This is a genomic window from Streptomyces sp. NPDC012637 (assembly GCF_042954805.1).
Classification (GTDB): Bacteria; Actinomycetota; Actinomycetes; order Streptomycetales; family Streptomycetaceae; genus Streptomyces.
The window spans coordinates 472,642-495,677 of the sequence record NZ_JBIBDS010000007.1 but is presented as its reverse complement, the minus strand read 5'-3'; the positions used below and the strand labels follow the sequence as shown (position 1 = coordinate 495,677).

Genomic DNA, 23,036 nt, shown 5'->3' with positions numbered 1-23,036 from the left:
GGGCCCGCGGAGCGCGAGGCCCTCGACCGTTCACATCTCGGCGGAGTCCCCGTGACGGTGGGCGACCCGCCACTCCCCGTCCTCGCGGCGGTAGACCTGCGTCACCCGGAGCGTGTAGCTGGTGGGCTCGCCGTGGACGGAGACGGACGTGCGCTCGAAGCCGGCCGTCCAGGCCATGTCACCCACCACGTCACACGCCCGCAGCTCGAACGCGTACGACGTGCAGGCCGAGAAGGTCTCCGCGAGGTGGGTGAAGAGCTCGTCGACCTCGCGCAGCCCGAAGGCGTTGCGCCAGGCGCCGAGCACGCTCACCGGCTCCTCCCGCGACCACAGCGCCCGCCGCGGGTCCGGGTCGCCGTTGTGGATGGCCAGCTCCGCCTCGTACAGGTCGGAGCCGACCCAGGCCAGGAAGTCCTCGCGCTCGCTCATGCCAGCCATCGAAACGCCGCTCCGGTCCGGCCGCCTCCCGGCCCCGGCAGGTGGGTGAGCCGCCGCGGGCGGCGCGGGGCCGCGGCGGGCCGCCCGGAACGCTCAGCCGAGCTTCGGGATCTCGATGGCGGGGCAGCGGTCCATCACCATGTCGACACCGGCCTCCCGGGTCCGCGCGTACGCCTCCACGTCGACCACGTCGAGCTGGAACCAGACCGCCTTGGCGCCGATGGCGACCGCCTGGTCCGCGACGGCGCCCGCCAGGTCGCTGTTGACGAACACGTCGACCACGTCGACCGGGAACGGGATGTCCGCCAGCGTCGCGTACCCCTGCTCCCCGTGCACCGTCTCCGCCTTCGGGTGGACCGGGACGATCCGCTTGCCGAAGCGCTGGAGCGTGGCCGCCACCCCGTACGCCGCCCGCGAGCGGTTGTTGGAGAGGCCCACGACCGCCCATGTGTCGCCGCTCTCGGTGAGGATCCGGCGGACGGTCTCCGCCTCGGGCTCGACGGTCCTGGACTCGACGCTCATCCCACGCTGCCTTCCGTGAATCGACTGGTCGTCCTGGTGAACGATCCGTGACCCTCGGTCATTCCCGGCCCGGGCGGCACCGTCCCGGGTCACGGCGTGTGCGGGCGGGCCGGCGCGGGCGCATAGGCTGGCGGGATGCAGGAGCAGTACCGCACGCTCGCGGGTGAGGGCGTCCACGAGACCGAGGTCAACCGATCGCGCTTCATCTGCGCGCTGGCGCCCGTCGCCACCGAGGAGGAGGCGCAGGACTTCGTCGCCCGGATCCGCCGGGAACACCCCACCGCCACCCACAACTGCTTCGCGTACGTCATCGGTGCCGACGCCTCCGTACAGAAGGCCTCGGACGACGGCGAGCCCGGCGGGACCGCGGGCGTGCCCATGCTCCAGATGCTGATGCGCCGCGAGATGCGGTACGTCGCCGCCGTCGTCACCCGCTACTACGGCGGCGTGAAGCTCGGCGCCGGCGGGCTCATCCGCGCGTACGGCGGAGCCGTCGGCGAGGCCCTGGACGCCGTCGGCAGCATCACCCGGCGCCGCTACCGGCTCGCCACGCTCACCGTCGACCACCAGCGGGCCGGGAAGCTGCAGAACGACCTGAGGTCCACCGGCCGGTCGGTGCGCGACGTCACCTATGGAGCCGCCGTCACCATCGAGATCGGCCTTCCCGACGCCGACGTGACGGAGTTCACGGCCTGGCTCGCGGACGCGACGGCCGGCGAGGCGACCATCGAACTGGGCGGCGAGGCGTACGACGATGCCTGATCCGCTCCGCCCTGCCGCTCCGGCAGCCGGGGTTCCCTCCCGCCGTAACGCTCCGACAGTCGGGGTTCCCGGCTTCCCCGCCGCTTCCGTGGCCGGGGGCCGCGCCCGCCGTGCCGCTCCCGCGGCTTCCGCCGTTCCCGCCGGACATGTCGTACCCCACCGATACGCTCAGGGATCATGAGGCTTCTGCACACGTCGGACTGGCACCTGGGACGCTCGTTCCACCGGGTCGCCCTGCTCGACGCCCAGGCCGCGTTCCTCGACCACCTGGTGGCGACGGTGCGCGAGCGCGAGGTGGACGCCGTCCTGGTCGCCGGTGACGTCTACGACCGGGCCGTGCCGCCGCTCACCGCCGTCGAGCTGTTCGACACCGCGCTCCACCGGCTCGCCGAGGCCGGCGTGCCCACGGTGATGATCTCCGGCAACCACGACTCGGCCCGCCGCCTCGGCGTCGGCGCGGGCCTCATCGACCGCGCCGGCATCCACCTGCGCACCGACCCCGCCGGCGTCGGCACGCCCGTCGTCCTCGCCGACGCCCACGGTGACATCGCCCTCTACGGCCTGCCGTATCTGGAACCCGCGCTGGTGCGCGAGCAGTTCGGTGCCGAGAAGGCGGGGCACGAGGCCGTGCTCGCCGCCGCCATGGACCGGGTCCGCGCCGACCTCGCGACCCGCCCCGACGGCACCCGCTCCGTCGTCCTCGCCCACGCCTTCGTCGCCGGCGGCGAGGCCAGCGACAGCGAGCGCGACATCACCGTCGGCGGTGTCGCCGCCGTGCCCGCGGGCGTCTTCGACGGGGTCGACTACGTGGCCCTCGGCCACCTCCACGGCAGCCAGACCCTCACGCCCCGGGTCCGCTACTCGGGCTCCCCGCTCGCCTACTCCTTCTCCGAGGCCGACCACCGCAAGACCATGTGGCTGATCGAGCTCGGGCCGGACGGCGCCGTCGACACCGCCGAGCGGATCGACTGCCCCGTGCCCCGGCCGCTCGCCCGGATCCGCGGCCGCCTCGACGACCTGCTCGCCGACCCGGACCTCGCGCGGCACGAGGAGTCCTGGGTCGAGGCGACCCTCACCGACCCGGTCCGCCCGGCCGAGCCCATGGCCCGCCTCGCCGAACGCTTCCCGCACACCCTCAACCTGGTCTTCGAGCCCGAGCGCGCCGACGGCGGCCCGGACGTGTCCTACGCCACCCGGCTGCGGGACCGCAGCGACCGGCAGATCGCGGAGGATTTCGTGGCCCACGTGCGCGGCGGCGCCGGACCCGACGGCGCCGAACGCGCCGTCCTGTACGGCGCCTTCGACGACGTCCGCGTCGACACGGCCGAGCGCGAGGTGGGCCGGTGAGACTCCACCGCCTCGCCGTCACCGCCTTCGGGCCGTTCGGCACCACCCAGGAGATCGACTTCGACACCCTGTCGTCGGCCGGCCTCTTCCTGCTCCACGGGCCCACCGGCGCGGGCAAGACCTCCGTCCTCGACGCGGTGTGCTTCGCCCTGTACGGGACCGTTCCCGGCGCCCGCCAGAGCCCCGGCTCCAGCCTGCGCAGCGACCACGCGCCCCCCGGCACGTACACCGAGGTCACCCTCGAACTCACCGTGGGGGAGCGGCGCCTGGAGATCACCCGCCGCCCCGCCCAGCAGCGGCCCAAGCTCCGCGGCACCGGCTTCACCACCGAGAAGGCCCAGAGCCGGCTGCGCCAGTACGACCCGGCGAGCGGCGAGTGGCGGGCCCTCAGCCGCTCCCACCAGGAGATCGGCGAGGAGATCACCCAGCTCCTCGGCATGAGCCGGGACCAGTTCTGCCAGGTCGTCCTGCTGCCCCAGGGCGACTTCGCCCGCTTCCTGCGCGCCGACGCCGAGGCCCGCGGCAAGCTCCTCGGGCGGCTCTTCGACACCCGCCGCTTCGCCGCCGTCGAGGACCGGCTCGCCGAACTGCGCAAGGCCGCCGAGCGCGAGGTCGGCGCGGGCGACGAGCGGCTGCTCGCCCTCGCGCACCGGATGGCGCAGGTCGCCGGGCCCGGCTCCCCGGGCGCCGCGGCCATCGAGGAGCGCCCCGGCGAACCCGGCCTCGCCGACGCCGTCCGGACCCGCGCCGCCCTCGCCCGCAGCGAGGCCCGTGAAGCCCTCGACATCGCCCGGCTGCGGCTCGCCGCCGCCGAACGGCGGCAGGCCGACGCCCGCGCCGCACTCGCCGCCGCGCGCGACCTCGCCGACCGGCAGGCCCGGCACGCCGACGCGGTCCGGCGCCAGGAGGAGCTCACCGCCCGCCGCCCGCAGCGCGACCGGTGGCAGACCGCCCTCGACCGCTCCCTCAAGGCCGACCGGGTCGCGCCCGCGCTCGGTCTGCGCGAGGACGCCGAGCGTGCCCACCGCACCGCGAACGCCCACCGCGACCGGGTCCGCGCGCTGCTGCCCGCCGAGCTCGCCGAGGCCGGCGCCGAACAGCTCTCCACCGTCGAACGCCGCCTGCGCGAGGAGCTCGGCGGTCTCGAGGCGGCCCGCCGCGCCGAGGCCCGCAGCGCCGGACTGTCCGCCGAGCGGGCCGTCCTCGACCGCGAGTCCCGGGCCGACGAGGACTTCCTCCAGGACGCCGCCGCCTGGCTGGCCGGCTGGGAGGCCCGCCGTGCCGAGCTCAGGCGGCACGCGGAGGACGCCCAGGAGGCGACCACCCGCGCCGAACAGCTCGCCGGACGCCTCGAACCCGCCCGCCGCCGGCTCGCCGCCGCCCGCCGTCGCGACGCACTCGCCACCGAACTCACCGGCGCCCGCGAGCGGCTGACCGCGGCCCGGGAGCGGCGCAACGAGCGCCACGAGCACTGGCTCGACCTCAAGTCCCGCCGCCTGCGCGGCATCGCGGCCGAGCTCGCCGCCGCCCTCGAACCCGGTGCTCCCTGCCAGGTCTGCGGCTCCGCCGCCCACCCCGACCCGGCCCGCGCCACCGCCGACCACGTCGACCGCGCCGCCGAGGACGCGGCCTACGCCGACTACGCCCGCGCCGACGAGGCCCGAACCACCGCCGAGACCTCCGTCGCGGCGACCGCCGAGGCGTGGGAGGCCGCCCGCGCGGAGGCCCGCGCAGGCCTCCGGCCGGGAGACGCCGCCGACCTCACCGACCCCGCCGATCCGGCCGTCTGCGAACTCGCCCACGAGGTGGACGAGTTGGCCTGGCAGCTCGCCGAGGCGCACGCGCTCGCCGCGCAGACGCACGCCGCGCGGGAGGCGCTCGCCCGGGCCGAGCGGGAGTACGAGGAGCGGGGCGCCGCTCAGCGAGAGGCCGAGCGGCGGGTGGCCGCCCGGACCTCGCGACGCGAGGCGCTGGAGCAGCAGCAGGCCGCCCTGGAGGCCGAACTGGCCGTGTCCCGGGGCGAGTCCGGCAGCGTCGCCGCGCACGCCACGCTCCTGGAGCGGCGGATCGCGCTGCTCACGGAGGCCGCCGAGACCGTGCGGGCCGCCGAGGCTGCCGCGCGGGGCCTGAAGGAGGCCGACGACCGGCTCGCCGACGCCGCGTTCAAGGCCGGGTTCGCCACCCCCGCCGAGGCCGCCGCCGCCCTGCTCGACGAGCCGGAGCGCCGCGCGTTCCAGCGGGGCGTGGACGCCTGGCAGGCCGAGGCGGCCGCGGTCGCGGACCGGCTCGGCGAGGCCGCCACCGCGGCCGCCGCCGCGCTGCCGCCCGCCGACCCGGCGGCGGCCGACGCCGAGCACACCGCCGCCGAACGGGCGCTGCGCGAGGCCGACACGGCGCTCGCCGCCGTACGCGAGCGGTGCGAGGCGCTCGACCGGCTCTCCCGGCAGGCGGACACCGAGGTCCGCCGGCTCGGCCCGCTCCGTGAGGAGTACGAGCGGGTGGCCAGGCTCGCCGCGCTCGCCGCGGGCACCGCCGCCGAGAACGAGCGGAAGATGCGCCTGGAGTCGTACGTGCTCGCCGCCCGCCTGGAACAGGTCGCCGCCGCGGCCACCGCCCGCCTCCAGCGGATGTCCTCCGGCCGCTACACGCTGGTCCACTCCGACGCCCGCAGCGGCGGCCGGCGCGCCGGCCTCGGCCTGCACGTCGTGGACGCCTGGACGGGCAACGAGCGGGACACCGCCACCCTGTCCGGCGGTGAGACCTTCTTCGCCTCGCTCGCGCTGGCGCTGGGCCTCGCCGACGTCGTCACCGACGAGGCGGGCGGCGTCCGGCTCGACACCCTCTTCATCGACGAGGGCTTCGGCAGCCTCGACGACCAGACCCTCGACGAGGTCCTGGACGTCCTGGACTCACTGCGCGAGCGGGACCGCAGCGTCGGCATCGTCAGCCACGTGGGCGACCTGCGCCGGCGCATCCCGGCCCAGCTGGAGGTGGTCAAGGCCCGGCACGGCTCGACCGTGCGGCTGCGCACCGGAGGCGACGCGCTCAGCGGCTGATCGGACGCCGGGGGAGCGGCGAGGAGTACACGACGCTCGTCGTGACCGAGCCGAGCGCGCCGACCTTCCCGGAGATCTCCTCCAGATGCCGCATGGACCGGGCGGCGACCTTCAGGACGAAGCAGTCGTCCCCGGTCACGTGGTGCGCCTCCAGGACCTCCGGCGTGGCGGCGACGAGGTCGTGGAAGGGCTTGTAGTTGCCGTGGGGGTAGCGGAGCCGGACGAAGGCGAGGATCGGGAGGCCGAGCCGTTCCTGGTCGACGATCGCCGTGTACCCGGCGATCACCCCGGCCTCCTCCAGGCGCCGCACCCGCTCGGTCACCGCCGACGGTGACATCGCCACCGCCCGGGCGAGCTCGGCGAAGCTGGCCCGGCCCTGGGCCTGAAGGGCGTCGAGGATCCGCCAGTCCGTGGCGTCCGGGGTGTATCCGCTGGTCATGAGCGTGACCTTGCAGGGAACCCCCGGGAAGTTCAAGTCCTCCCGGGGGATTCTCACACTCCGGCCCGGGGCCCCGTGGCCCGAGGCCGGAAGCCCGAGGCCCGAGGCTCGAAGCCCGGGGCTCGTGGACCGAGGTCGGAAGCCCGGGGCCCGAGGCCGGAAGCCCGTGGACCGAGGCCCGTGGCCCGTAGCCGGAAGCCCGGGGCACGAGGCCGGAAGCCCGGGACCGGGCCGGAACCCGAACCGGCACCCGGGCCGGCACGGCGCCGTCGCCGGGGCGGGCCGCCCGCTCAGAGGCGCGAGATCTCGTCCACCAGGTCGTCGAGGCCCAGCGGTCCCTGCGACAGGGCCGCCATGTGCCAGGCCTTCGCGTCGAAGTCGTCGCCGTGCTTGGCCTGTGCGTTGGCCCGGCCGAGCAGCCAGGCCCGCTCGCCCAGCTTGTAGCCGATGGCCTGCGCGGGCACCGAGAGGTAGCGGGTCATCTCGCTCTCCACGAAGGCCGGCGGCCGGCTGCTGTGCCGCTGGAAGAACTCCTGCGCCAGCTCCGGCGTCCACCGCTCGCCCGGGTGGAACGGCGAGTCCGCCGGGATCTCCAGCTCCAGGTGCATCCCGATGTCCACGATCACCCGACAGGCCCGCATCATCTGCGCGTCGAGGTAGCCGAGCCGCCGCTCCGGGTCGCCGAGGAAGCCCAGTTCGTCCATCAGCCGCTCCGCGTACAGCGCCCACCCCTCGGTGTTGGCGCTGACCTTGCCGATGGTGGCCTGGTAGCGGGAGAGCCGGTCGGCCACGTGCGCCCACTGGGCGATCTGCAGGTGATGGCCCGGCACGCCCTCGTGGTACCAGGTCGACACCAGGTCGTACACCGGGAAACGGGTCTGCCCGTCGACGGGCAGCCAGGTCCGGCCGGGGCGGGAGAAGTCCTCCGAGGGGCCGGTGTAGTACGGCGCGGCGGCGCCGCCCGGCGGGGCGATCCGGGACTCGACCTGCCGTACCCGCTCGGCGAGTTCGAAGTGGGTGCCGTCCAGAGAGCTGATCGCCTCGTCCATCAGGGCCTGGAGCCAGGTCCGTACCTCGTCCACGCCCTCGATGTGGGTGCCGTGCTCGTCGAGGTGGGCCAGCGCCTCCCACGGGTCGGAGCCCGGCAGGATCCGGTCCGCCTCCTTGCGCATCTCGCCCAGCAGCCGGTGGTACTCGGACCAGCCGTACGCGTACGCCTGGTCGAGGTCCAGATCGGTGCCGTTGAAGAAGCGCGCCCAGCGGCGGTAGCGCTCGCGGCCCACCGTGTCGGGGGCGTCGGCCACCGCAGGGGCGTACACGTCGCGCATCCAGTCCCGCAGTTCGATCACGGACCGGTCGGCGGCCGGGCCCGCCGCGGCGAGTTCGGCCCGCAGCTCCTGCGGCAGCGTGTCGGGCGCAGAGGACGCGAACCCGGTGAACCAGCCCCGCGCCGCTCCGTCCGGCCCGGCGCCGCCGCCGCAGGCCCACTCGGTGAGCTGCCCGACGAACGTGGTCGTGGCCCGCGGGCCCGCCCGCATGCCACGGTCGAGACCCAGCGCGAGCGAGGCGCGGTAGCCCTCGAGGGCCGCCGGCACCGCGCGCAGCCGCGCGGCGACGGCCGTCCAGTCCGCCGTCGTCGCCGTGGGCAGCATGGTGAACGAGATGCGCACGCTGTGCGCGGGCGAGCGGAGGTTGCTCACCGCGCACAGGCCCTCCTCCGCCTCGTGCACCAGGAGTTGGGCGGTCAGCCGCTCACGCAGGAGCCTGCCACAGCGCCGCTCCGCCTCGTCCTCGGCGCCCGGCCGCCGCTCCGCCGCGTCGAGCCGCTCGAGCGTGCGCCGGGCCAGCTCGGCCAGCTCCTCCTGTCCGGCGGGCGAGAAGTCGGGAAGACGGCCCGCGCTTTCGTGGACTCCCAGGTAGGTGCCGGTGATCGGGTCGAGTTCGATGAGCGCGTCGACGTAGTCGTCGGCGACCTGGCGGGGAAGCGCGGTGCTGGAAGACTCTGGCATGGGTCTCATCCTGTCCCGTGCACCGTGCCCGCGTCACCCTCGTTCGATCTCAGTCGGCTGACAAATGAGCGCCCGGCACGGGCGGCAGCAGGGGCCCGCACTCCCACTGCTGGAAGATCAGCCGGGTCTCCACGCGGGCCACCTCGCGCCGTGAGGTGAACGCGTCCAGGACGAGTCGCTGCAGGTCGGCCGGGTCCGCCACGGCCACGTGCACCAGGTAGTCGTCGGGGCCCGTGAGATGGAACAGGGCCCGGGACTCCGGCAGGGCTCTGACCCGCTCGACGAACGGCCCGATGAGTTCACGCCGGTGCGGCCGGACCTGGACCAGCAGCAGCGCTTCGAGGCCGCGACCGAGTTTGGCTGGATTCAGCTGTAGTCGGTGTCCGAGGATCACGCCGGTGCGCCGCAGCCGCGACACCCGGTCGAGACAGGTCGAGGGAGCAACCCCCACCTCGGCGGCGAGCTCCCGGTAGGTGGTCCGGGCGTCGTTCTGCAGCAGGCGAAGAATGTGCAGATCGACCGCGTCCAGTACGACAGAATCAGCCATTGGCCGAACGTAGCACGGCGATTTCCCGCTACTCCCGGGTATCCGTTCAGAGTGCGCCTCATGGACATGACCAGGGACGCCTTCGCATCCGTCTCCTCGCCCGCCCCCACGAGGGCGCTGGCCACCGAAGCCGTGCACGCCGGCCGCGACGACCTCGCCGAGCTCGGTCTGCACGCCCCGCCGCTCGACCTGTCCACCACCTACCCCTCGTCCGACGCCCGGGCCGAGGCCGCCCGTATCGACGAGTTCGCCACGACCGGCGCCCGGCCGGACGGTCCGCCGATCTACGCCCGCCTCGACAACCCGACGACCGCACGTTTCGAGACGGCCCTCGCCCGTCTGGAGGGCACGGAGGCCGCGGTCGCCTTCGCCAGCGGCATGGCCGCCCTCAGCGCCGTCCTGCTCAGCCGGGCGAGCCTGGGCCTGCGCCACGTGGTGGCCGTCCGCCCGCTCTACGGGTGCAGCGACCACCTCCTGAACGCCGGGCTGCTCGGCACCGAGGTGACCTGGACCGACCCGGCGGGCGTCGCGGACGCCCTCCGGCCCGACACCGGCCTGGTCATGGTCGAGTCGCCCGCCAACCCGACGCTCGCCGAGGCGGACATCCGCGCCCTCGCCCACTCGTGCGGATCGGTTCCGCTGCTCGTCGACAACACCTTCGCCACGCCGGTGCTCCAGCGGCCCGCCGAGCTCGGCGCGCGGATCGTGCTGCACAGCGCCACCAAGTACCTCGGCGGCCACGGCGACGTCATGGGCGGAGTCGTCGCCTGCGACGAGGAGTTCGCCCGGACCCTGCGCCAGGTGCGGTTCGCGACCGGCGGCGTGCTCCACCCGCTCGCGGGCTATCTGCTGCTCCGCGGACTGTCGACGCTTCCGGTGCGGGTACGGGCGGCCTCGGCGACCGCCGCCGAACTGGTCCGCCGGCTCGCCGCCGACCCGCGGATCGCACGGGTGCACTACCCGCGGATCGGCGGGGCGATGATCTCCTTCGAGGTGCACGGGGACCCGCACGACGTGATCGCCGGGGTACGGCTGATCACGCCGGCGGTCAGCCTGGGCAGCGTCGACAGCCTCATCCAGCACCCGGCCTCGATCAGTCACCGCATCGTGGACGCCTCGGACCGCCGCTCGGGCGGGATCGGCGACCGGCTGCTGCGGATGTCGGTCGGCCTGGAGGACGTCGAGGACCTGTGGAGCGACCTCACCCGGGCGCTCAGCGCCGGCCCCGCCGAGGCCCGCCGCCCGGCAGAGGCCGTACGGGCGTAGCCGCGTCCGCCTCCGCCGCCCCCTCCGGGGCGGCGGCCGGCCTCGGGGTCAGCCGCGCGGTGATGACCAGGGTGCCCTCCTCGATCTGGTAGTCGAGCGGCAGGTTCAGCGCGCGCATGGCCGCCACCATGCCCGTGTTGGAGGACTGGGTCACCGCGTAGACGCTGTCGCAGCCGGCCTCCTCGGCCATGGCCACCAGCCGGCCGAGGAGCTCGGAGCCGATGCCGCGCCGCTGCCAGTCGTCCTCGACCATGAGGGCGACCTCGGTCTCGTCGCCGTCCCAGAGCAGATGGCCGAGGGCGACGAACCGGCCGGAGGCGGTGTGCACCGCGAGCGTCCGGCCGAAGCGCGGGCTCAGCAGATGGTCCAGGTAGCGGTCGGCGTCCCCGACCGGGCCGTGGTAGCGCAGGGCCAGGGTGCGCCCGGAGCAGCGGTCGTGCATGGCGCGCGCGGCCGGCAGGTCGCGCTGGTCGGCGCGGCGCACGGTGATGTCGTTGCCCTCGGGCAGGGTCAGCACGTCCCGGCCGCGCGGGAGGCGCGGTCCGAGCCGGGCGTCGAGCTCGACCAGGGCGCGGGCCCGGGCGAACTCGGTCGGTGTGAACGGCAGATAGGGCCGCTCGATGACGAGAGTGCCGCCGTTCGGGTCGCGCAGCCGCATCGCGGTCTCCTCCAGGACGCCTTCCACGGGCGCGGGTTCACCGGTGGGGCGGCCGCTCAGCGAGACGGGCGGAACCGAGCGGATGGTGCAGCGGCCGAGCAGCTGACGCAGGGCGAGGGGCAGTTCGGCCGCGTCGAGCGCGGTGCGGGTGGCCAGGCCGAGCACCCGGGTCGGGGTGTCGACGAGGTCGTGGGCGTCGGCGCGTTCGGTCCAGGTGTCCGTGCCGCCGGCCGCGGCGACCTCCCGGGTGAGCACGCCCGGCTGCAACCCCGCCGGGGCCCGCAGCAGGAACTCGTCGACGGTGCCGCCCTCGGCGAGCGGATGGGTCTGCAGGGTCAGGATGTCCACGCCGTGCCGCGCGAGCACCGTGCACAGCGCGGCCAGGCTGCCCGGGGTGTCGCGGACGGTGGTCCGCATGCGCCACAGGGCCGTTCCGGCGGAGTCCCCCACGGGGGTGGGGTCCTCGCCGGACAGGGCGGCCGGCGGCAGCGGGGTCCGCACCCCGCTGCCGCCGGGATCGTCCGCGGGCGGCGCATGACTGTGCCGCCGGGCCCACCACGTGTGGAAGGCGGCCGTGGCGACCAGAGCGATCGCCGAGAACACCAGCAGGTACGGGCCCTCGGGACCCTTGGCGATGGTCTTGGCGATCGTGTCGGCCACCACCACGGCCGTGAACAGGGCCGCGAGCTCGATCAGGTCGTGCCGCCAGTGGTGGCTGCGGCGGGCGTTCTTCGTGGGCGTCATGTCGGTCATGACCTCACTGTGACCCAGCGGTGTTGCGTGATCACGAACGCTTTGTGACTGACGGGTTAAGCGCCGATCTGGGGGACTAGTGACCGATTTACGCCGCTTCCGGGGCGGTGTGACCGGTCCGCTGTCCCAGGGCGACCGCAAGCCTCCGCGCCTGCGTCACCAGCTGCGTCGCACCCCGCCGCGCGGCCAGCTCGGCAAGCCCCGCCACCTCCCCGGAACCTCCGCTCCGCTCCACGCACTCGGCGGCCACCGCGAGCAGCTCCCCGGCCCCGTGCACCGGCTTCGGCGCCGCGAGCACCGAGGGCAGCAGCCCGAGCAGCACCGCCCGGACCGTCGCGTACGCACCGGTCGCCGCCGCCGTCCGGGCCGCGTCCGCCAGCCGGTTCGGCTTGACCGTGCCGTCGGCGACGAACACGGCGAGCCGCGCGGCGAGCAGGGACGGGTCCAGCTCCCCGCGCGAGGCGAGGACGAGCAGCGCGTCCACGGCGGTCAGCCGGTCCTCGACGTGCCGGCAGCCGAGGCCCACGGCAAGCGCCAGATGGACCGCCGGGCCGACCGGCCCGTCGCCTTCCGCGAGCGCGGTGAGACCCCAGGCCGCACCCCGCTCCTCCCACTCGGCCCCACCGGCCAGCGTGGGCAGCAGCCAGGCCGCGAGCGTCTCCCGGTCGTCGGGCAGGACACCGGGCCAGAGCGGGCGGAGGCCGGACCAGTGGTAATAGCCGCAGCCGCGGACGGTCTCTGTCGGTGACCCGCCCAGCCACTGGAACGCCGGCGGGAACTCGTCCCGTATCGCCCGGCGCTCCCGCATCGCCACCACGAGCCGGTCCGCCAGCCACCACTGCCCCGAACGCTTGTCCCGCCCCCGCTCCAGGAACCGCAGCCCCGGAGCGAGTGATTCGTCCGCCGACAGCCAGTCCGCGAGCCGCGCCCCCGCCCGCGTGCCGAGCGCCGCCGCGTCGGCGGCCGCCTCCGCCGCCGACGGGTCGGCTTTCCGTACCCGCAGCAGCGACTGAGCCAGATCCACCGGCAGCGGCTCGACACCGGCGTCCCGGTACTCCCGCAGCCGCTCCACCAGGACCGGCGGATCGATCGCCCCTGTGTGGTGAGTTGGCGTGGCGAGGAGGAAGGGCAGCGGCGCTGCCGTGGCCACGAGCCACGCGGCTTCCCAGGCGCGCACGTCGATCACACGCGTGAGCGCCTCGTGGGCACAACTCGGCGTACCGGAGGGGCGCCGACGGGCGATGTCGAGCTGCTGCGGCCGCACCGCGCCCACGAGGGCGGCCAGCACAGTGAGGACGCCCTGCGAGCTCCGGGACACATGGTCCCGATGCTCCATCCAGTACGCGCCCGCGAACGCCTCCCGCACCGCCGCCGCCAGCGTCTCCCGGTCCAGGTGCGCCAGTCGTACGACACCGTCCAGGGCTCGCTCGAACTCCTCGACGGACTCGTACGGATTCCGCTCCACCGACACCAGGTCCTCCATCAACTCCGCGACCGTCCCCGCCGCCGGTGCCACCGGGCGCCGCTCCGGAACGGGCGGCAGCACCTCCACGTACGGAAGGTCGTCGGCTGGTGCCGCCAGCCCGAACAGCTCCGCCGCCGCCGTGCGGTGCACCGGGCTCAGCAGCTCCGCCGCGCCCGCCAGCTCCTCGCGCACCCGCTCGTCCGCGACGTCCTTCAGGTGCCGGCCCACCAGGGCGAGCGCCCGCTCCTGGACCGTCGTGTCCTCGTGCCCGAACGCGTCCGTCACCACAGGCAGCAGGTCGGCCGCCGCCCCCGGGTCGCGCCGCAGCGCCTTGCCCAGCAGCGTCAGCTGTGCCCGCACCAGCTTCTTCTCGCTGCGGAACAGCACCGCACCCGACATCTCCGCGAGCTCCCGCACCCCGAGCCCGCCGCCCAGCGCGAGCTCCGCCAGGACCTCCTGGGCGTACGCCGCCACCGGCGAGGGCGCGTCCGCCGCCATGCCCAGCCAGTCGGGGACCCGCGACCGCCGCTCCTCGTCCGTCGTGCCGAGCAGCCGCAGCAGGGCCAGCGGGAAGCGCAGGTCCCGCGGCCGCCCGCCGCGCAGCAGCCGGGACACGCAGCCGTCGACCAGCGCCGTCCGGTCGAGCAGCCCCTCCTCGGCGAGCGCCTTCAGCGCGGTCGGCCAGTGCCCGGGGTCCTCGGGGCCGGCCGACCAGGTGAGCCGGTCGGGCGTCTCCGCCAGCGCGAGCACGTACGGCACGAGCACCGGCGTCTGGGGGTCCTCGCGCAGCCGGTCGAGCAGCCGCCCGTTCGTCAGCGTCCGCGACCAGCCCCGGAGGTAGGCCTCGGTGGTGGGCACCGGGCAGCCCGAGCGGACCACGAGGGTGTGCACCAGGCGGTACTCGTCCTCGGCGACGGACGGCCGCTCGGCGAGCCGCTGCGCCACGTTCGCGAGCCAGGCGGACTCGCGGTCGGCGAGCACCTGGAGCACACCGTCGACCGTGCTCTCCCCCCAGTCCGACAGATCGCGCGCGCCGATCCAGGCGGCCGCCGCGGCGGGCCCCGTGTGGCAGCCGGCTCCCGCCACCCGCAGGGCGCGCCGGATCTCCCGCTGCTCGTTCCACCGCTCCCAGTTCCAGCCGCGCACCTCCTTGCGCAGCTCGCTCAGCTTCGGCAGCGCCGCCTTGCGGGCGTCGGCGTCCAGCCCCGCCAGCAGGCCGGGCACCTTCGCGCACGCGCCCGCGCGGACCGCCCCGAGCAGCTCCTCGACCGCTGTCGTCGTCTCCGTCATCGCGCGCTCCCCGCCGTCTCCGTCGTCCCCGCCGTCTCCGTCGTCTGCACGGCGCCGGTCCGCCGCGCCATGCGCACCGCGAGGGCGTGCTTGCACGGCCCCCGCCGGCCCCGGTACTCCGCCCACCACGGGCAGGTGCAGGTCAGCCGCCCGCCCTCCGACTCCCGCACCTGGTAGCGCCGTTCACCCGAGGACACCGACGCGAGGTCGCCGTCCAAGGTCACCGCGTGCTCCGTGAGCAGCGCCCGGGCCGCCACCAGACGCGGGTTGTGCCGTTCGGCGCGGTCCGCGTCGTACGGCAGCTCGCGGTGGAAGTAGGCCGCCTCCGCCACGTCGTAGCCGACGCGCCCCGCCGTACCCAGCCGGGTGAGGGCGGCCCGCACCCGGTCCACGGTCAGGCCCGACTGCTCCGCCAGATCGGCGAGGTCGATCCGCGGCTCCCAGGCGAGCAGCACCGAGACCAGCTCCGCGTCCTGCGCCGCCTCCTCCGTGGCGAGGGCTTCGAGTACCCCGCCCTCGCCGGAGAAGCCGCGCGCCAGGTCGGGGGAGAGGGTCAGGGTCAGCCGCATGCCCGGCAGCTCCACCTCCCAGGCGCTCGGCGCCGCCACCCCGTCCGGCACCGGCCCGTACACCCGCAGCGCCGTCGCATGCCGCAGCACCCGCTCCAGGGCCACGAGCCGGTCCGGCCCCGCCAGGCACACGGCCCCCGGGACCGGCCGCGTCGTCGGCCGCAGCGTCCGGCCGGACTGCACCACCCACAGCGGGCCCCGGCCACGCGCCTGGGAACGCGGCAGCGAGCGCAGGAAGCGCACCGCCTCCGCCCCGGACAGCTCCGCCCGCAGGTCGAAGCCCGCGGAGGAGACCTGGGCCTCGGCGAAACCGCGCAGCCAGCGGTCCGGCAGCGGCACCTTCTTCTCCACGACCGGGCCGTCGAGCGTGGTCACGGCCAACTCCTCTGGCCCCACCCGCAGATGCAGCGGGTCGTCGCCGGTGAGCCGCGAAAGCGCCTCCCGCAGCGGGTTGTTCACGTCCACGTTCGTCGTGCCGTGCCCGGTCTCCGCCCCGTCCAGACCCGCGCTCAGCACGTCCAGGCGCGCGTACACCCCGCCGCAGCCCGAGAAGGACTCGAAGCGCAGCCGGTCGCCGTTCCCGGTCACTACCGGGTCCAGCGAACCCGGTCGTATCCGCTGGTGGTAGCGGGCCGCGGCCACGTCGGCCACGGCGAGCAGCCCCCGCGCGGCGACCTGCGGCGACGTGAGGAACCCGGAGAAGAAGCGGGGGTTGGCCTCGGCGCCGAGCGGCGTGAGGCCCCCGGCCGTCTCCAGGCCGAGCAGCCGCCCGGAGCCGGCGGGCGCAAGGGCGGAAGGGCGTGCGTAGGCGAGCGCCTGTACGGATCGCGTCATGGAAACGACCGTAGGACCCGGCACTGACAACGGGCCCTGGGCCGCCCGCCGTCGCCGCTGCGAACCGCCCGCCGTCGCCGCTCGCCCGGCACCCGCCGCTCGCCCGGTGAGCGTCGGCCTCCACTGCCCGGTGAGCGTCGGCCTCCACTGCCCGACGAGCGTCGGCCTCCACTGCCCGACGAGCGCCGGTCTCCACTGCCCGGTGAGCGCCGGTCTCCACTGCCCGGTGAGCGTCGGCCTCCACTGCCCGATGAGCGCCGGCCTCCACTGCCCGACGAGCGTCGGCCTCCACTGCCCGACGAGCGCCGGTCTCCACTGCCCGACGAGCGCCGGTCTCCACTGCCCGGTGAGCGTCGGCCTCCACTGCCCGGTGAGCGCCGGTCTCCACTGCCCGACGAGCGTCGGCGGCCTCCACCGCCTGGCGAGCGGGCCGTTACTGCCCGACGCGACCCGGCTGGAGCACCTTCGAGAACAGCACCGTGCCGCCCTCCGCGCGCAGCCGGACCGTCAGTTCCCCGCTGTCGCCGTCGATGTCGACCTCGCCGAAGTACTGAGGGCTTTCCATCGGCGACAGGTTGGCCCGCTCCGGAGCCCGCACGAAGACCCGCTCGGGCCCGAAGGTGTCGTCCAGCCTGTTCGCCGGGAAACCGCCCGCCGCCAGCGGGCCCGACACGAACTCCCAGAACGGCGCGAAGTCCTGGAACGCGGCGCGCTCCGGCGCGTAGTGCTGCGCCGAGGTGTAGTGCACGTCCGCCGTCAGCCACAGCGTGCCGGTGATCCGCCGGTGCTTGATGAACCGCAGCAGCTCCGCGATCTGCAGCTCGCGGCCGAGCGGAGCGCCCGGGTCGCCCTGCGCGACCGCCTCGAAGTCCGTGGCGCCGTCGGTGACCACGAGCCCGAGCGGCATGTCCGCCGCCAGGACCTTCCACACCGCGCGCGAACGGCTCAGCTCCCGCTTCAGCCACTCCAGCTGCTCCGCACCCAGGATGCCCGTCGTGTCGTCGGCCTGGCGGCCCGGCGAGTTGGCGTTCCGGTACGAGCGCATGTCGAGCACGAAGACGTCGAGCAGCGGCCCGTAGCGCACCACCCGGTGCATCCGGCCCTCCGACCGGCTCTCGCCCGCGCGCGCGTGCAGCGTGGACACCGGGAAGTACTCGGCGAAGGCGCGCGAGGCCCGGGCCGCGAGGACGTCGACGTCCTTCTCGGTGTAGCGGGCGTCGTCGAGGATCTGCCCGGGGTACCAGTTGTTGCGGACCTCGTGGTCGTCCCACTGCACGACCGTCGGCACCTGGGCGTTGAACGCGCGCACGTTGTGGTCGAGCAGGTTGTAGCGGAAGTTGCCCCGGTACTCGGCCAGGGTTTCGGCGACCTTCGACTTCTCGGGCGTGGTGACGTTCCGCCAGATCCGGCCGTCCGGCAGGGTCACGCTGGGCTGGATGACGCCGTCCGCGTAGACGGTGTCGCCGCTGCACAGGAAGAAGTCCGGGTCGAGCCGGCGCATCTCCTCGTACGCGCGGAAGCCGCCGATGTCCGGGTTGATGCCCCAGCCCTGCCCGGCGATGTCGCCCGACCACAGGAACCGCACGCCGTCCCGGCGCCGCGCGGGCGCCGTACGGAACGTGCCGGTCACCGGCTCGCCGGTACGGCGCGGGTCGTCCGGGTCGGCGAGCGTGACCCGGTAGTGGATCTGCTCGCCGGCCGGCAGGCCGCGCAGCGCGGTGGTCCCGGTGAAGTCCGTGCCGGGGCCGAGGAGCGGCCCCAGGTGCTGGTGGACCCGGCGGAACGATTCGCCCGACGAGGTCTCCACGATCATGCGGGCGGGCCGGTCCGAGCGGACCCACACCAGGCCCGCGTGCGCGGTCACGTCACCGGTCTGCACGCCCCACGCGGCCGACGGCCGTCCCGACAGCGCGAACGCCGGGCCCGCGAAGGCACCGCCGCCGGCCGTCAGGGCCGCCGCCGACGCGGCGAGCGACCCGCGCAGCACCGTGCGACGGGCGGGAACGGCGGGTGTCTGACCGGGTGTGGGCTGGGACATCGAGCGCCTCCAAGGACGGGTCGGAACGGGCCGGTCCCATCCCTAGCGTCCGGGGGAGGCGCCCAGCCGAACCCCGCGTGAACAACGGCCCGGACGGGGACGCTCGAGGCCGGCGGGGGCCGTCGCGTCCCGCGTGAGAACCGCGGGCCCGCGGGCGGGGCGAACCGGTGGTCGCCCAGGTCGGTGGTGCCCGTTCGCGTACCCGCTCAGATCGGTCGACGGCGCACCCGATAGCGCAGGTGAAGCACCCGGTCGCCCCGGATCACCACGTCGGGATCCTCCAGCAGGTGCTGCGCGTGGACCGACCCGAAGTAGCGCTTGCCGGACCCGAACACGACGGGCACGACGTCCATGCGCACCTCGTCGACCAGGCCCGCGGCAAGCACCTGGCCACCGACGTCGCCGGCGGCGACCTCGACCACGCGGTCACCGGCGAGCTCCTGCGCCTTGGCCACGGCTGCCCCGATGCCGTCGACGAAGTGGAACGGCGCCTCGGGGTCCCAGCCCTCGGGCTCCGGCCGGTGCGACACGACGACCACGTGGTCGACACCGCTCGGCGGCTTCCCGTCCCAGCCGTCCGTCAGGTCGAAGACGTGGCGGCCGGCGATCGTGACGCCGATCCGGTCCCAGTACGGCCGGGTGTAGTCGTAGGACGTCTGCGACACCTTCAGCTCGCCGCTGTCGTCCAACGGGACGTCACCGCTGGACAACCAGTCGAACAGCGGTCCGGGCTGGTCGTTCTCGTCCGCGACGAAGCCGTCCACCGACACCGAGCCGTACATGACCACCTTGCCCACGGGGCTCTCCTCTGCTGTGGGGTGCCCCAAATTAGCGTGTCGTGGGCCGTCGTTCCCGCAAGCGGACTCCACTGGCCTAAGCGGCCCCCGGCCGTCCGCGCGGCGGCCGTCCCTCCGCCCCGTAGGCCTCCGCGAGCAGCCGCACGCCCAGGGCGACGGCCGACGCCGTCAGATGCGCGTAGCCGACCACCAGGCGTACGGCGCCGTCGTCGGGGGCGGCGGTGCCGTAGTCCTCCAAAGGGCGGACGGCCACTCCGGCGGCGCGGGCCCGCTCCAGCAGGCGCGGCGCCGGACCGTATTCCGCCGGCACGCGCGCGATGACGTGCAGTCCGGCGGCGATCCCGGTGACCTCCGTGCCGGGGAAGTGCCGCTCCAGGGCCTCGACCAGGGCGTCCCGGCGCTCGCGGTAGGCCCGCTGGCAGCGCCGCAGCTGTCGGTCGTACCCGCCGCTCGTCACGAACCGGGCGAGCACCGCCTGGTCGAGGGCCGGATTGCCGAGGTCCATGGTGCGCTTGCGCTCCACGACCTCGTCGAGCAGCGCTTCCGGCACCAGCATCCAGCCGAGCCGGAGCCCCGGCGCGAGGGACTTGCTCACCGAGCCCGCGTACGCGACCCGCTCCGGATCGAGCCCCTGCAGCGCCCCGACCGGCGCCCGGTCGTAGCGGAAGTCCCCGTCGTAGTCGTCCTCCAGGACGAAGCCGTCCACCGACCGCGCCCAGACGAGCAGTTCGGCCCGCCGCCGCGCCGTGTACGCGATCCCCGACGGGAACTGGTGGGACGGCGTCACCACCAGCGCCCGCACCCCGGACGCCGCCGGCGCACCCGGCACGAGCCCCTCCGCGTCGACCGGCAGCCCCACCGTGTCCAGGCCGGTCGCGGCGAACAGCCTCGCGTGCTCCGGACTCCCCGGATCCTCCACCCCCACCGTGCGGTGACCGCGAGCCCGGAGGGCGAACCCGAGCAGCGTCGCCGCCTGCGCCACCCCCGAACACACCACCAGGCGCTCGGGATCGGCCACCACCCCGCGGCGCCGCGCCAGCAGCGCCGCGAGCGCGCTCCGCAGCTCGGGCAGACCGCGAGGATCCGGATAGCCCAGCTGCCGGTGCTCCAGCTCGGCCAGCACGGCCCGTTGGGCGGCGCCCCACGCGGACCTCGGGAACAGCGACAGGTCGGGCGTCCCCGGATGGAAGTCGACCCGCAGGCCGGGCGGGCGCGGCGCCAGGTCCCGTACGCCCGGCGCGGCGGCCCGGGCCGCGCCGCCGACCCAGGTGCCCGACCCCCGGTCGCTGCGCAGGTACCCCTCAGCGGTCAGCTGCTCGTACGCCTCGGTCACCAGACCCCGGGAGACGGCGAGGTCGGCGGCGAGCGCCCGGCTCGACGGCAGCCGCGTCCCGGGCGCCAGCCGGCCCGTGCGCACCGCCTCCCGCAGCGCCTCCCGCAACGACCGCCCGCGCTGCCGCGCCGGTGCCGCCGCCGCGGGCAGCAGCAGTTCCCAGGCCGGATGCCCGCGCATGCGCCCCGTCCCCCTCGTCCCGTCGGCCGAACCGTCCGGCGCGGAGCCTACCTGGGGTTCGGTTTCCCGAACCCCGGGTCCGGGGGCCGGCACGATCGACCGCCGCGCCCCGCCCGCGAAGGATGGAGGCATGCGTGAAGGCAAGGACGAAGGCGAGGACGGGGACATGTCCGCAGGACGGACGGGACACGGCACGGGTGCGGCCGCACGGGCGCAGGACCTGCACCGCGAGTACGGCCGCGGCAACGCCGCCGTGCGCGCGCTGCGCGGGGTGTCGGTGACCCTGGCACCCGGGACGTTCACGGCGGTGATGGGCCCCTCGGGCTCGGGGAAGACGACGCTGCTGCACTGCCTCGCCGGGATGGACCGGCCCACCCGCGGCACCGTGTGGTGGGGAGACACCGAGGTGTCCCGGCTGCCCGAGCGGCGGCTCGCGGAACTGCGGCGCAGCCGGGTCGGGTTCGTGTTCCAGGCGTTCAACCTGATGCCGGCGATGACGGCCGCGCAGAACGTCGAGCTGCCCGGCCGGCTGGCCGGCCGGCGCCCCGACCGGGGCCGCGTCCTCGACGCGCTCGCCCGGGTGGGCCTGGCCGGACGGGAACGCCACCGGCCCGGGCAGCTGTCCGGCGGCCAGCAGCAGCGGGTGGCGATCGCCCGCGCCCTCGTCGCCCGCCCCGAGGTGCTGTTCGCCGACGAACCGACCGGCGCGCTCGACCGCGCCACCGGACACGAGGTCCTCGCCCTGCTGCGCGAGGGAGTGGACCGGGACGGACGGACGTGTGTGATGGTGACCCACGACCCCGTCGCCGCCGGGTACGCGGACCGGGTGCTGCTGCTCGCCGACGGCCTGGTCGTGGACGAACTGCACCGGCCCACCACCGCGCAGGTCGGCGAACGCCTCAGCCGGCTGGGCGGGTGAGCGCGATGGCCTCGATCGCCCTCGGACAGATGCGCCGGCGCCCTCCGGCCTTCGCCGGCCTCGCGGTCGCGCTGCTGCTCGCCGTCGCCACCCTCACCCTGTTCGGTTCGCTGGTGGCAGCCGAGGCCACCGCGCCGCCCGGCGCGGCCCGGGCCGCGGACGGGCCCGGACTGATGCTGATCGCCGGAGCCTTCGGCGAGATCGCCGTGCTGGTCGCGTTCTTCGTCGTCGTCAACACCCTCGGCTTCGCCCTCCGCCAGCAGTACCGGGAACTGGCCCTGCTCCGCACCATCGCGGCCACGCCCCGCCAGGCCCGGCGCATGGTGCGCGGCCAGGTCGTGGCGACGACCCTGCTGGTCGCCGCACCGGGCTGGGCGGTCGGCTGGGCGGCGGCCCGGCGCTTCCTGGCCGAGCTGCAGCGGCGAGGGCTGGCGGCGCCGGAGGTGCGGGTGCCGGGAGCGCCCGTCGCGACGGTGGTCGCGCCCGTCGCGCTCGCCGCCGTGCTCGCCGTCGGCCTGGCGGCCACGGCCGTCGCGGCCCGGCGGATCTCCCGGATCGCTCCGGCGGCCGCCCTCACCGCGAGTTCCACCGAGCACGGCCGGACCGGCGCGGTACGGCTCGTCGCCGGCGCGGGCGTCCTGGTGGGCGGCGGTCTGCTGCTGCGACTGGCCGCGACCCGGACGCCGGAGGAAGCGGACAAGGCCGGCCAGGCGACGCTGCTCGGCTCACTGGTGCTGCTGGTCGCGGTGGCCCTGCTGGGGCCGCTGGTGGCCCGCGTCCTCGCCGCGGCGCTGGGCGCGCCGGTACGGGCCCTGGCGCCCGGCGCGGGCTGGCTGGCCGACGCCAACCTGCGCGGCTACGCGCGGCGGCTGTCGTACGCCGTGGTGCCGGTCGCACTCCTGGTGGGGCTGTCGGGCACCATGTCGATCATGACGTCCACCGCCGAGCACGCCGCGACCGCGGCGACGACCGGCGCGACCTCCGCCACCGACGTCTGGCTGCGCCAGGCCGAGTTGGCGCTGCTCGCGTGCTTCGCCGCCGTCTCCACGGTCAACACCCTGGTCGCCGTGACCGCCGACCGCCGCCGTGAGTTCGCGCTGCTGCGGCTCGTCGGCGCGACCCGCACCCAGCTGATGCGCATGCTGACCGTGGAAGCGGTCCTGACCACGGTGGTCGGCGTCCTCCTCGGTGCGGCGGTCGCGGCCACGGCCACGGCGGCCTTCAGTACCGCCCTCACCGGCTCGCCGCTGCCGCACGTCCGTCCGGCCGACTGCGCCTGGATCGTCGCCGGCGCGGCGGCGCTGACCGTCCCGGGCATCCTGGCCACGGGCCTCCGCGCCGTACGCGGCGCGGCGGCGGAAGCGGCGGGCGGCCGTGACTGACCGCGGGCCAGAGCACCGCCCCTGGTGCGCGCTGCCGACGCGAAGGCCCGCCGACGCGCTCCCGGTGCGCAGGCCGGCTGACGCGGCCCCGGCGCGCAGGCCAGCCGACGTGCTTTTGATGGGAGGGCCGGCCGACGTGCTCCCGACCCGAGGGCCCGCCGACGCGCTCCCGGTGCGCAGGCCGGCTGACCCGGCCCCGGCGCGAAGGTCCGCCGACGTGGTCCCGGTGCGAAGGCCCACCGACCCGGTCCCGACGCGCAGGCCGGCTGACGCGGCCCCGACGCGCAGGCCAGCCGACGTGCTTTTGATGGGAGGGCCGGCCGACGTGCTCCCGACCCGAGGGCCCGCCGACGCGCTCCCGGTGCGCAGGCCGGCTGACCCGGCCCCGGCGCGAAGGTCCGCCGGCGCGCTCCCGTCGCGAAGGTCGGCCGC

17 protein-coding genes are annotated in these 23,036 nt (G+C 75.5%); 6 read left to right on the top strand and 11 right to left on the bottom strand.

Features of this window, described 5'->3' with window-relative positions:
• Positions 1 to 30: 30 nt before the first annotated feature.
• Both ACFY8W_RS27995 and ACFY8W_RS27990 read right to left on the bottom strand, forming a co-directional pair.
• The gene (locus ACFY8W_RS27995; RefSeq protein WP_391110758.1) at positions 31 to 429 is read right to left on the bottom strand and encodes a nuclear transport factor 2 family protein; all 399 of its coding nucleotides are present in this window, start codon (positions 427 to 429) and stop codon (positions 31 to 33) included.
• Between the two features lie 102 nt (positions 430 to 531).
• Positions 532 to 960, bottom strand: a complete 429-nt coding sequence (locus ACFY8W_RS27990) for a CoA-binding protein (RefSeq protein WP_391110755.1) — start codon at positions 958 to 960, stop codon at positions 532 to 534.
• A gap of 135 nt (positions 961 to 1,095) precedes the next feature.
• Here ACFY8W_RS27990 and ACFY8W_RS27985 point away from each other — a divergent pair, with 135 nt between their 5' ends.
• From ACFY8W_RS27985 to ACFY8W_RS27975, 3 genes are all read left to right on the top strand, one after another.
• Complete coding sequence (locus tag ACFY8W_RS27985) at positions 1,096 to 1,722, top strand: YigZ family protein (RefSeq protein WP_391110752.1); 627 nt, start codon at positions 1,096 to 1,098, stop codon at positions 1,720 to 1,722.
• Positions 1,723 to 1,899: 177 nt separating this feature from the next.
• Complete coding sequence (locus ACFY8W_RS27980; RefSeq protein WP_391110749.1) at positions 1,900 to 3,069, top strand: exonuclease SbcCD subunit D C-terminal domain-containing protein; 1,170 nt, start codon at positions 1,900 to 1,902, stop codon at positions 3,067 to 3,069.
• A complete protein-coding gene (locus ACFY8W_RS27975; protein WP_391110746.1) occupies positions 3,066 to 6,125 on the top strand; it encodes an AAA family ATPase in 3,060 nt (1,019 codons plus the stop codon). The genes ACFY8W_RS27980 and ACFY8W_RS27975 overlap by 4 nt, the downstream gene beginning before the upstream one ends.
• Here the strand turns inward: ACFY8W_RS27975 and ACFY8W_RS27970 are convergent.
• From ACFY8W_RS27970 to ACFY8W_RS27960, 3 genes are all read right to left on the bottom strand, one after another.
• Entirely contained in the window at positions 6,115 to 6,564 is a 450-nt protein-coding gene (locus ACFY8W_RS27970; protein ID WP_391110743.1) for an AsnC family transcriptional regulator, read from the bottom strand. The two genes, ACFY8W_RS27975 and ACFY8W_RS27970, sit on opposite strands and share 11 nt — an antisense overlap.
• Before the next feature lie 290 nt (positions 6,565 to 6,854).
• Positions 6,855 to 8,573, bottom strand: a complete 1,719-nt coding sequence (locus ACFY8W_RS27965; protein ID WP_391110741.1) for a DUF885 family protein — start codon at positions 8,571 to 8,573, stop codon at positions 6,855 to 6,857.
• Positions 8,574 to 8,622: 49 nt separating this feature from the next.
• Positions 8,623 to 9,120, bottom strand: coding sequence for an Lrp/AsnC family transcriptional regulator (locus ACFY8W_RS27960; RefSeq protein ID WP_384415935.1), 498 nt, complete (start codon positions 9,118 to 9,120; stop codon positions 8,623 to 8,625).
• A gap of 66 nt (positions 9,121 to 9,186) precedes the next feature.
• Here ACFY8W_RS27960 and ACFY8W_RS27955 point away from each other — a divergent pair, with 66 nt between their 5' ends.
• Positions 9,187 to 10,386, top strand: a complete 1,200-nt coding sequence (locus ACFY8W_RS27955) for a PLP-dependent transferase (protein WP_391111079.1) — start codon at positions 9,187 to 9,189, stop codon at positions 10,384 to 10,386.
• On the opposite strand, the gene ACFY8W_RS27950 is transcribed toward ACFY8W_RS27955, so the two are convergent.
• From ACFY8W_RS27950 to ACFY8W_RS27925, 6 genes are all read right to left on the bottom strand, one after another.
• Positions 10,334 to 11,788 (bottom strand): GNAT family N-acetyltransferase, encoded by a 1,455-nt coding sequence (locus ACFY8W_RS27950; protein ID WP_391111076.1) that lies wholly within the window; start codon positions 11,786 to 11,788, stop codon positions 10,334 to 10,336. The two genes, ACFY8W_RS27955 and ACFY8W_RS27950, sit on opposite strands and share 53 nt — an antisense overlap.
• A gap of 97 nt (positions 11,789 to 11,885) precedes the next feature.
• Positions 11,886 to 14,552 (bottom strand): DUF6493 family protein, encoded by a 2,667-nt coding sequence (locus ACFY8W_RS27945; protein WP_391110738.1) that lies wholly within the window; start codon positions 14,550 to 14,552, stop codon positions 11,886 to 11,888.
• Positions 14,549 to 15,955, bottom strand: a complete 1,407-nt coding sequence (locus tag ACFY8W_RS27940) for an SWIM zinc finger family protein (RefSeq protein WP_391110735.1) — start codon at positions 15,953 to 15,955, stop codon at positions 14,549 to 14,551. The genes ACFY8W_RS27945 and ACFY8W_RS27940 overlap by 4 nt, the downstream gene beginning before the upstream one ends.
• Positions 15,956 to 16,388: 433 nt before the next feature.
• The gene (locus ACFY8W_RS27935) at positions 16,389 to 17,993 is read right to left on the bottom strand and encodes an alkaline phosphatase D family protein (RefSeq protein WP_391110732.1); all 1,605 of its coding nucleotides are present in this window, start codon (positions 17,991 to 17,993) and stop codon (positions 16,389 to 16,391) included.
• A gap of 206 nt (positions 17,994 to 18,199) precedes the next feature.
• Entirely contained in the window at positions 18,200 to 18,790 is a 591-nt protein-coding gene (locus tag ACFY8W_RS27930) for a dihydrofolate reductase family protein (RefSeq protein WP_391110729.1), read from the bottom strand.
• A 76-nt stretch (positions 18,791 to 18,866) separates the two neighbouring features.
• Complete coding sequence (locus tag ACFY8W_RS27925; RefSeq protein WP_391110726.1) at positions 18,867 to 20,303, bottom strand: aminotransferase class I/II-fold pyridoxal phosphate-dependent enzyme; 1,437 nt, start codon at positions 20,301 to 20,303, stop codon at positions 18,867 to 18,869.
• Positions 20,304 to 20,469: 166 nt separating this feature from the next.
• On the opposite strand from ACFY8W_RS27925, the gene ACFY8W_RS27920 reads away from it, so the two are divergent.
• Together ACFY8W_RS27920 and ACFY8W_RS27915 are read left to right on the top strand one after the other, a co-directional pair.
• Complete coding sequence (locus ACFY8W_RS27920) at positions 20,470 to 21,222, top strand: ATP-binding cassette domain-containing protein (RefSeq protein ID WP_391111074.1); 753 nt, start codon at positions 20,470 to 20,472, stop codon at positions 21,220 to 21,222.
• A 5-nt stretch (positions 21,223 to 21,227) separates the two neighbouring features.
• Positions 21,228 to 22,604 carry an FtsX-like permease family protein gene (locus ACFY8W_RS27915; protein ID WP_391110724.1) on the top strand — a complete coding sequence of 459 codons (1,377 nt, stop codon included), beginning with the start codon at positions 21,228 to 21,230 and terminating at the stop codon, positions 22,602 to 22,604.
• Positions 22,605 to 23,036: the final 432 nt, after the last annotated feature.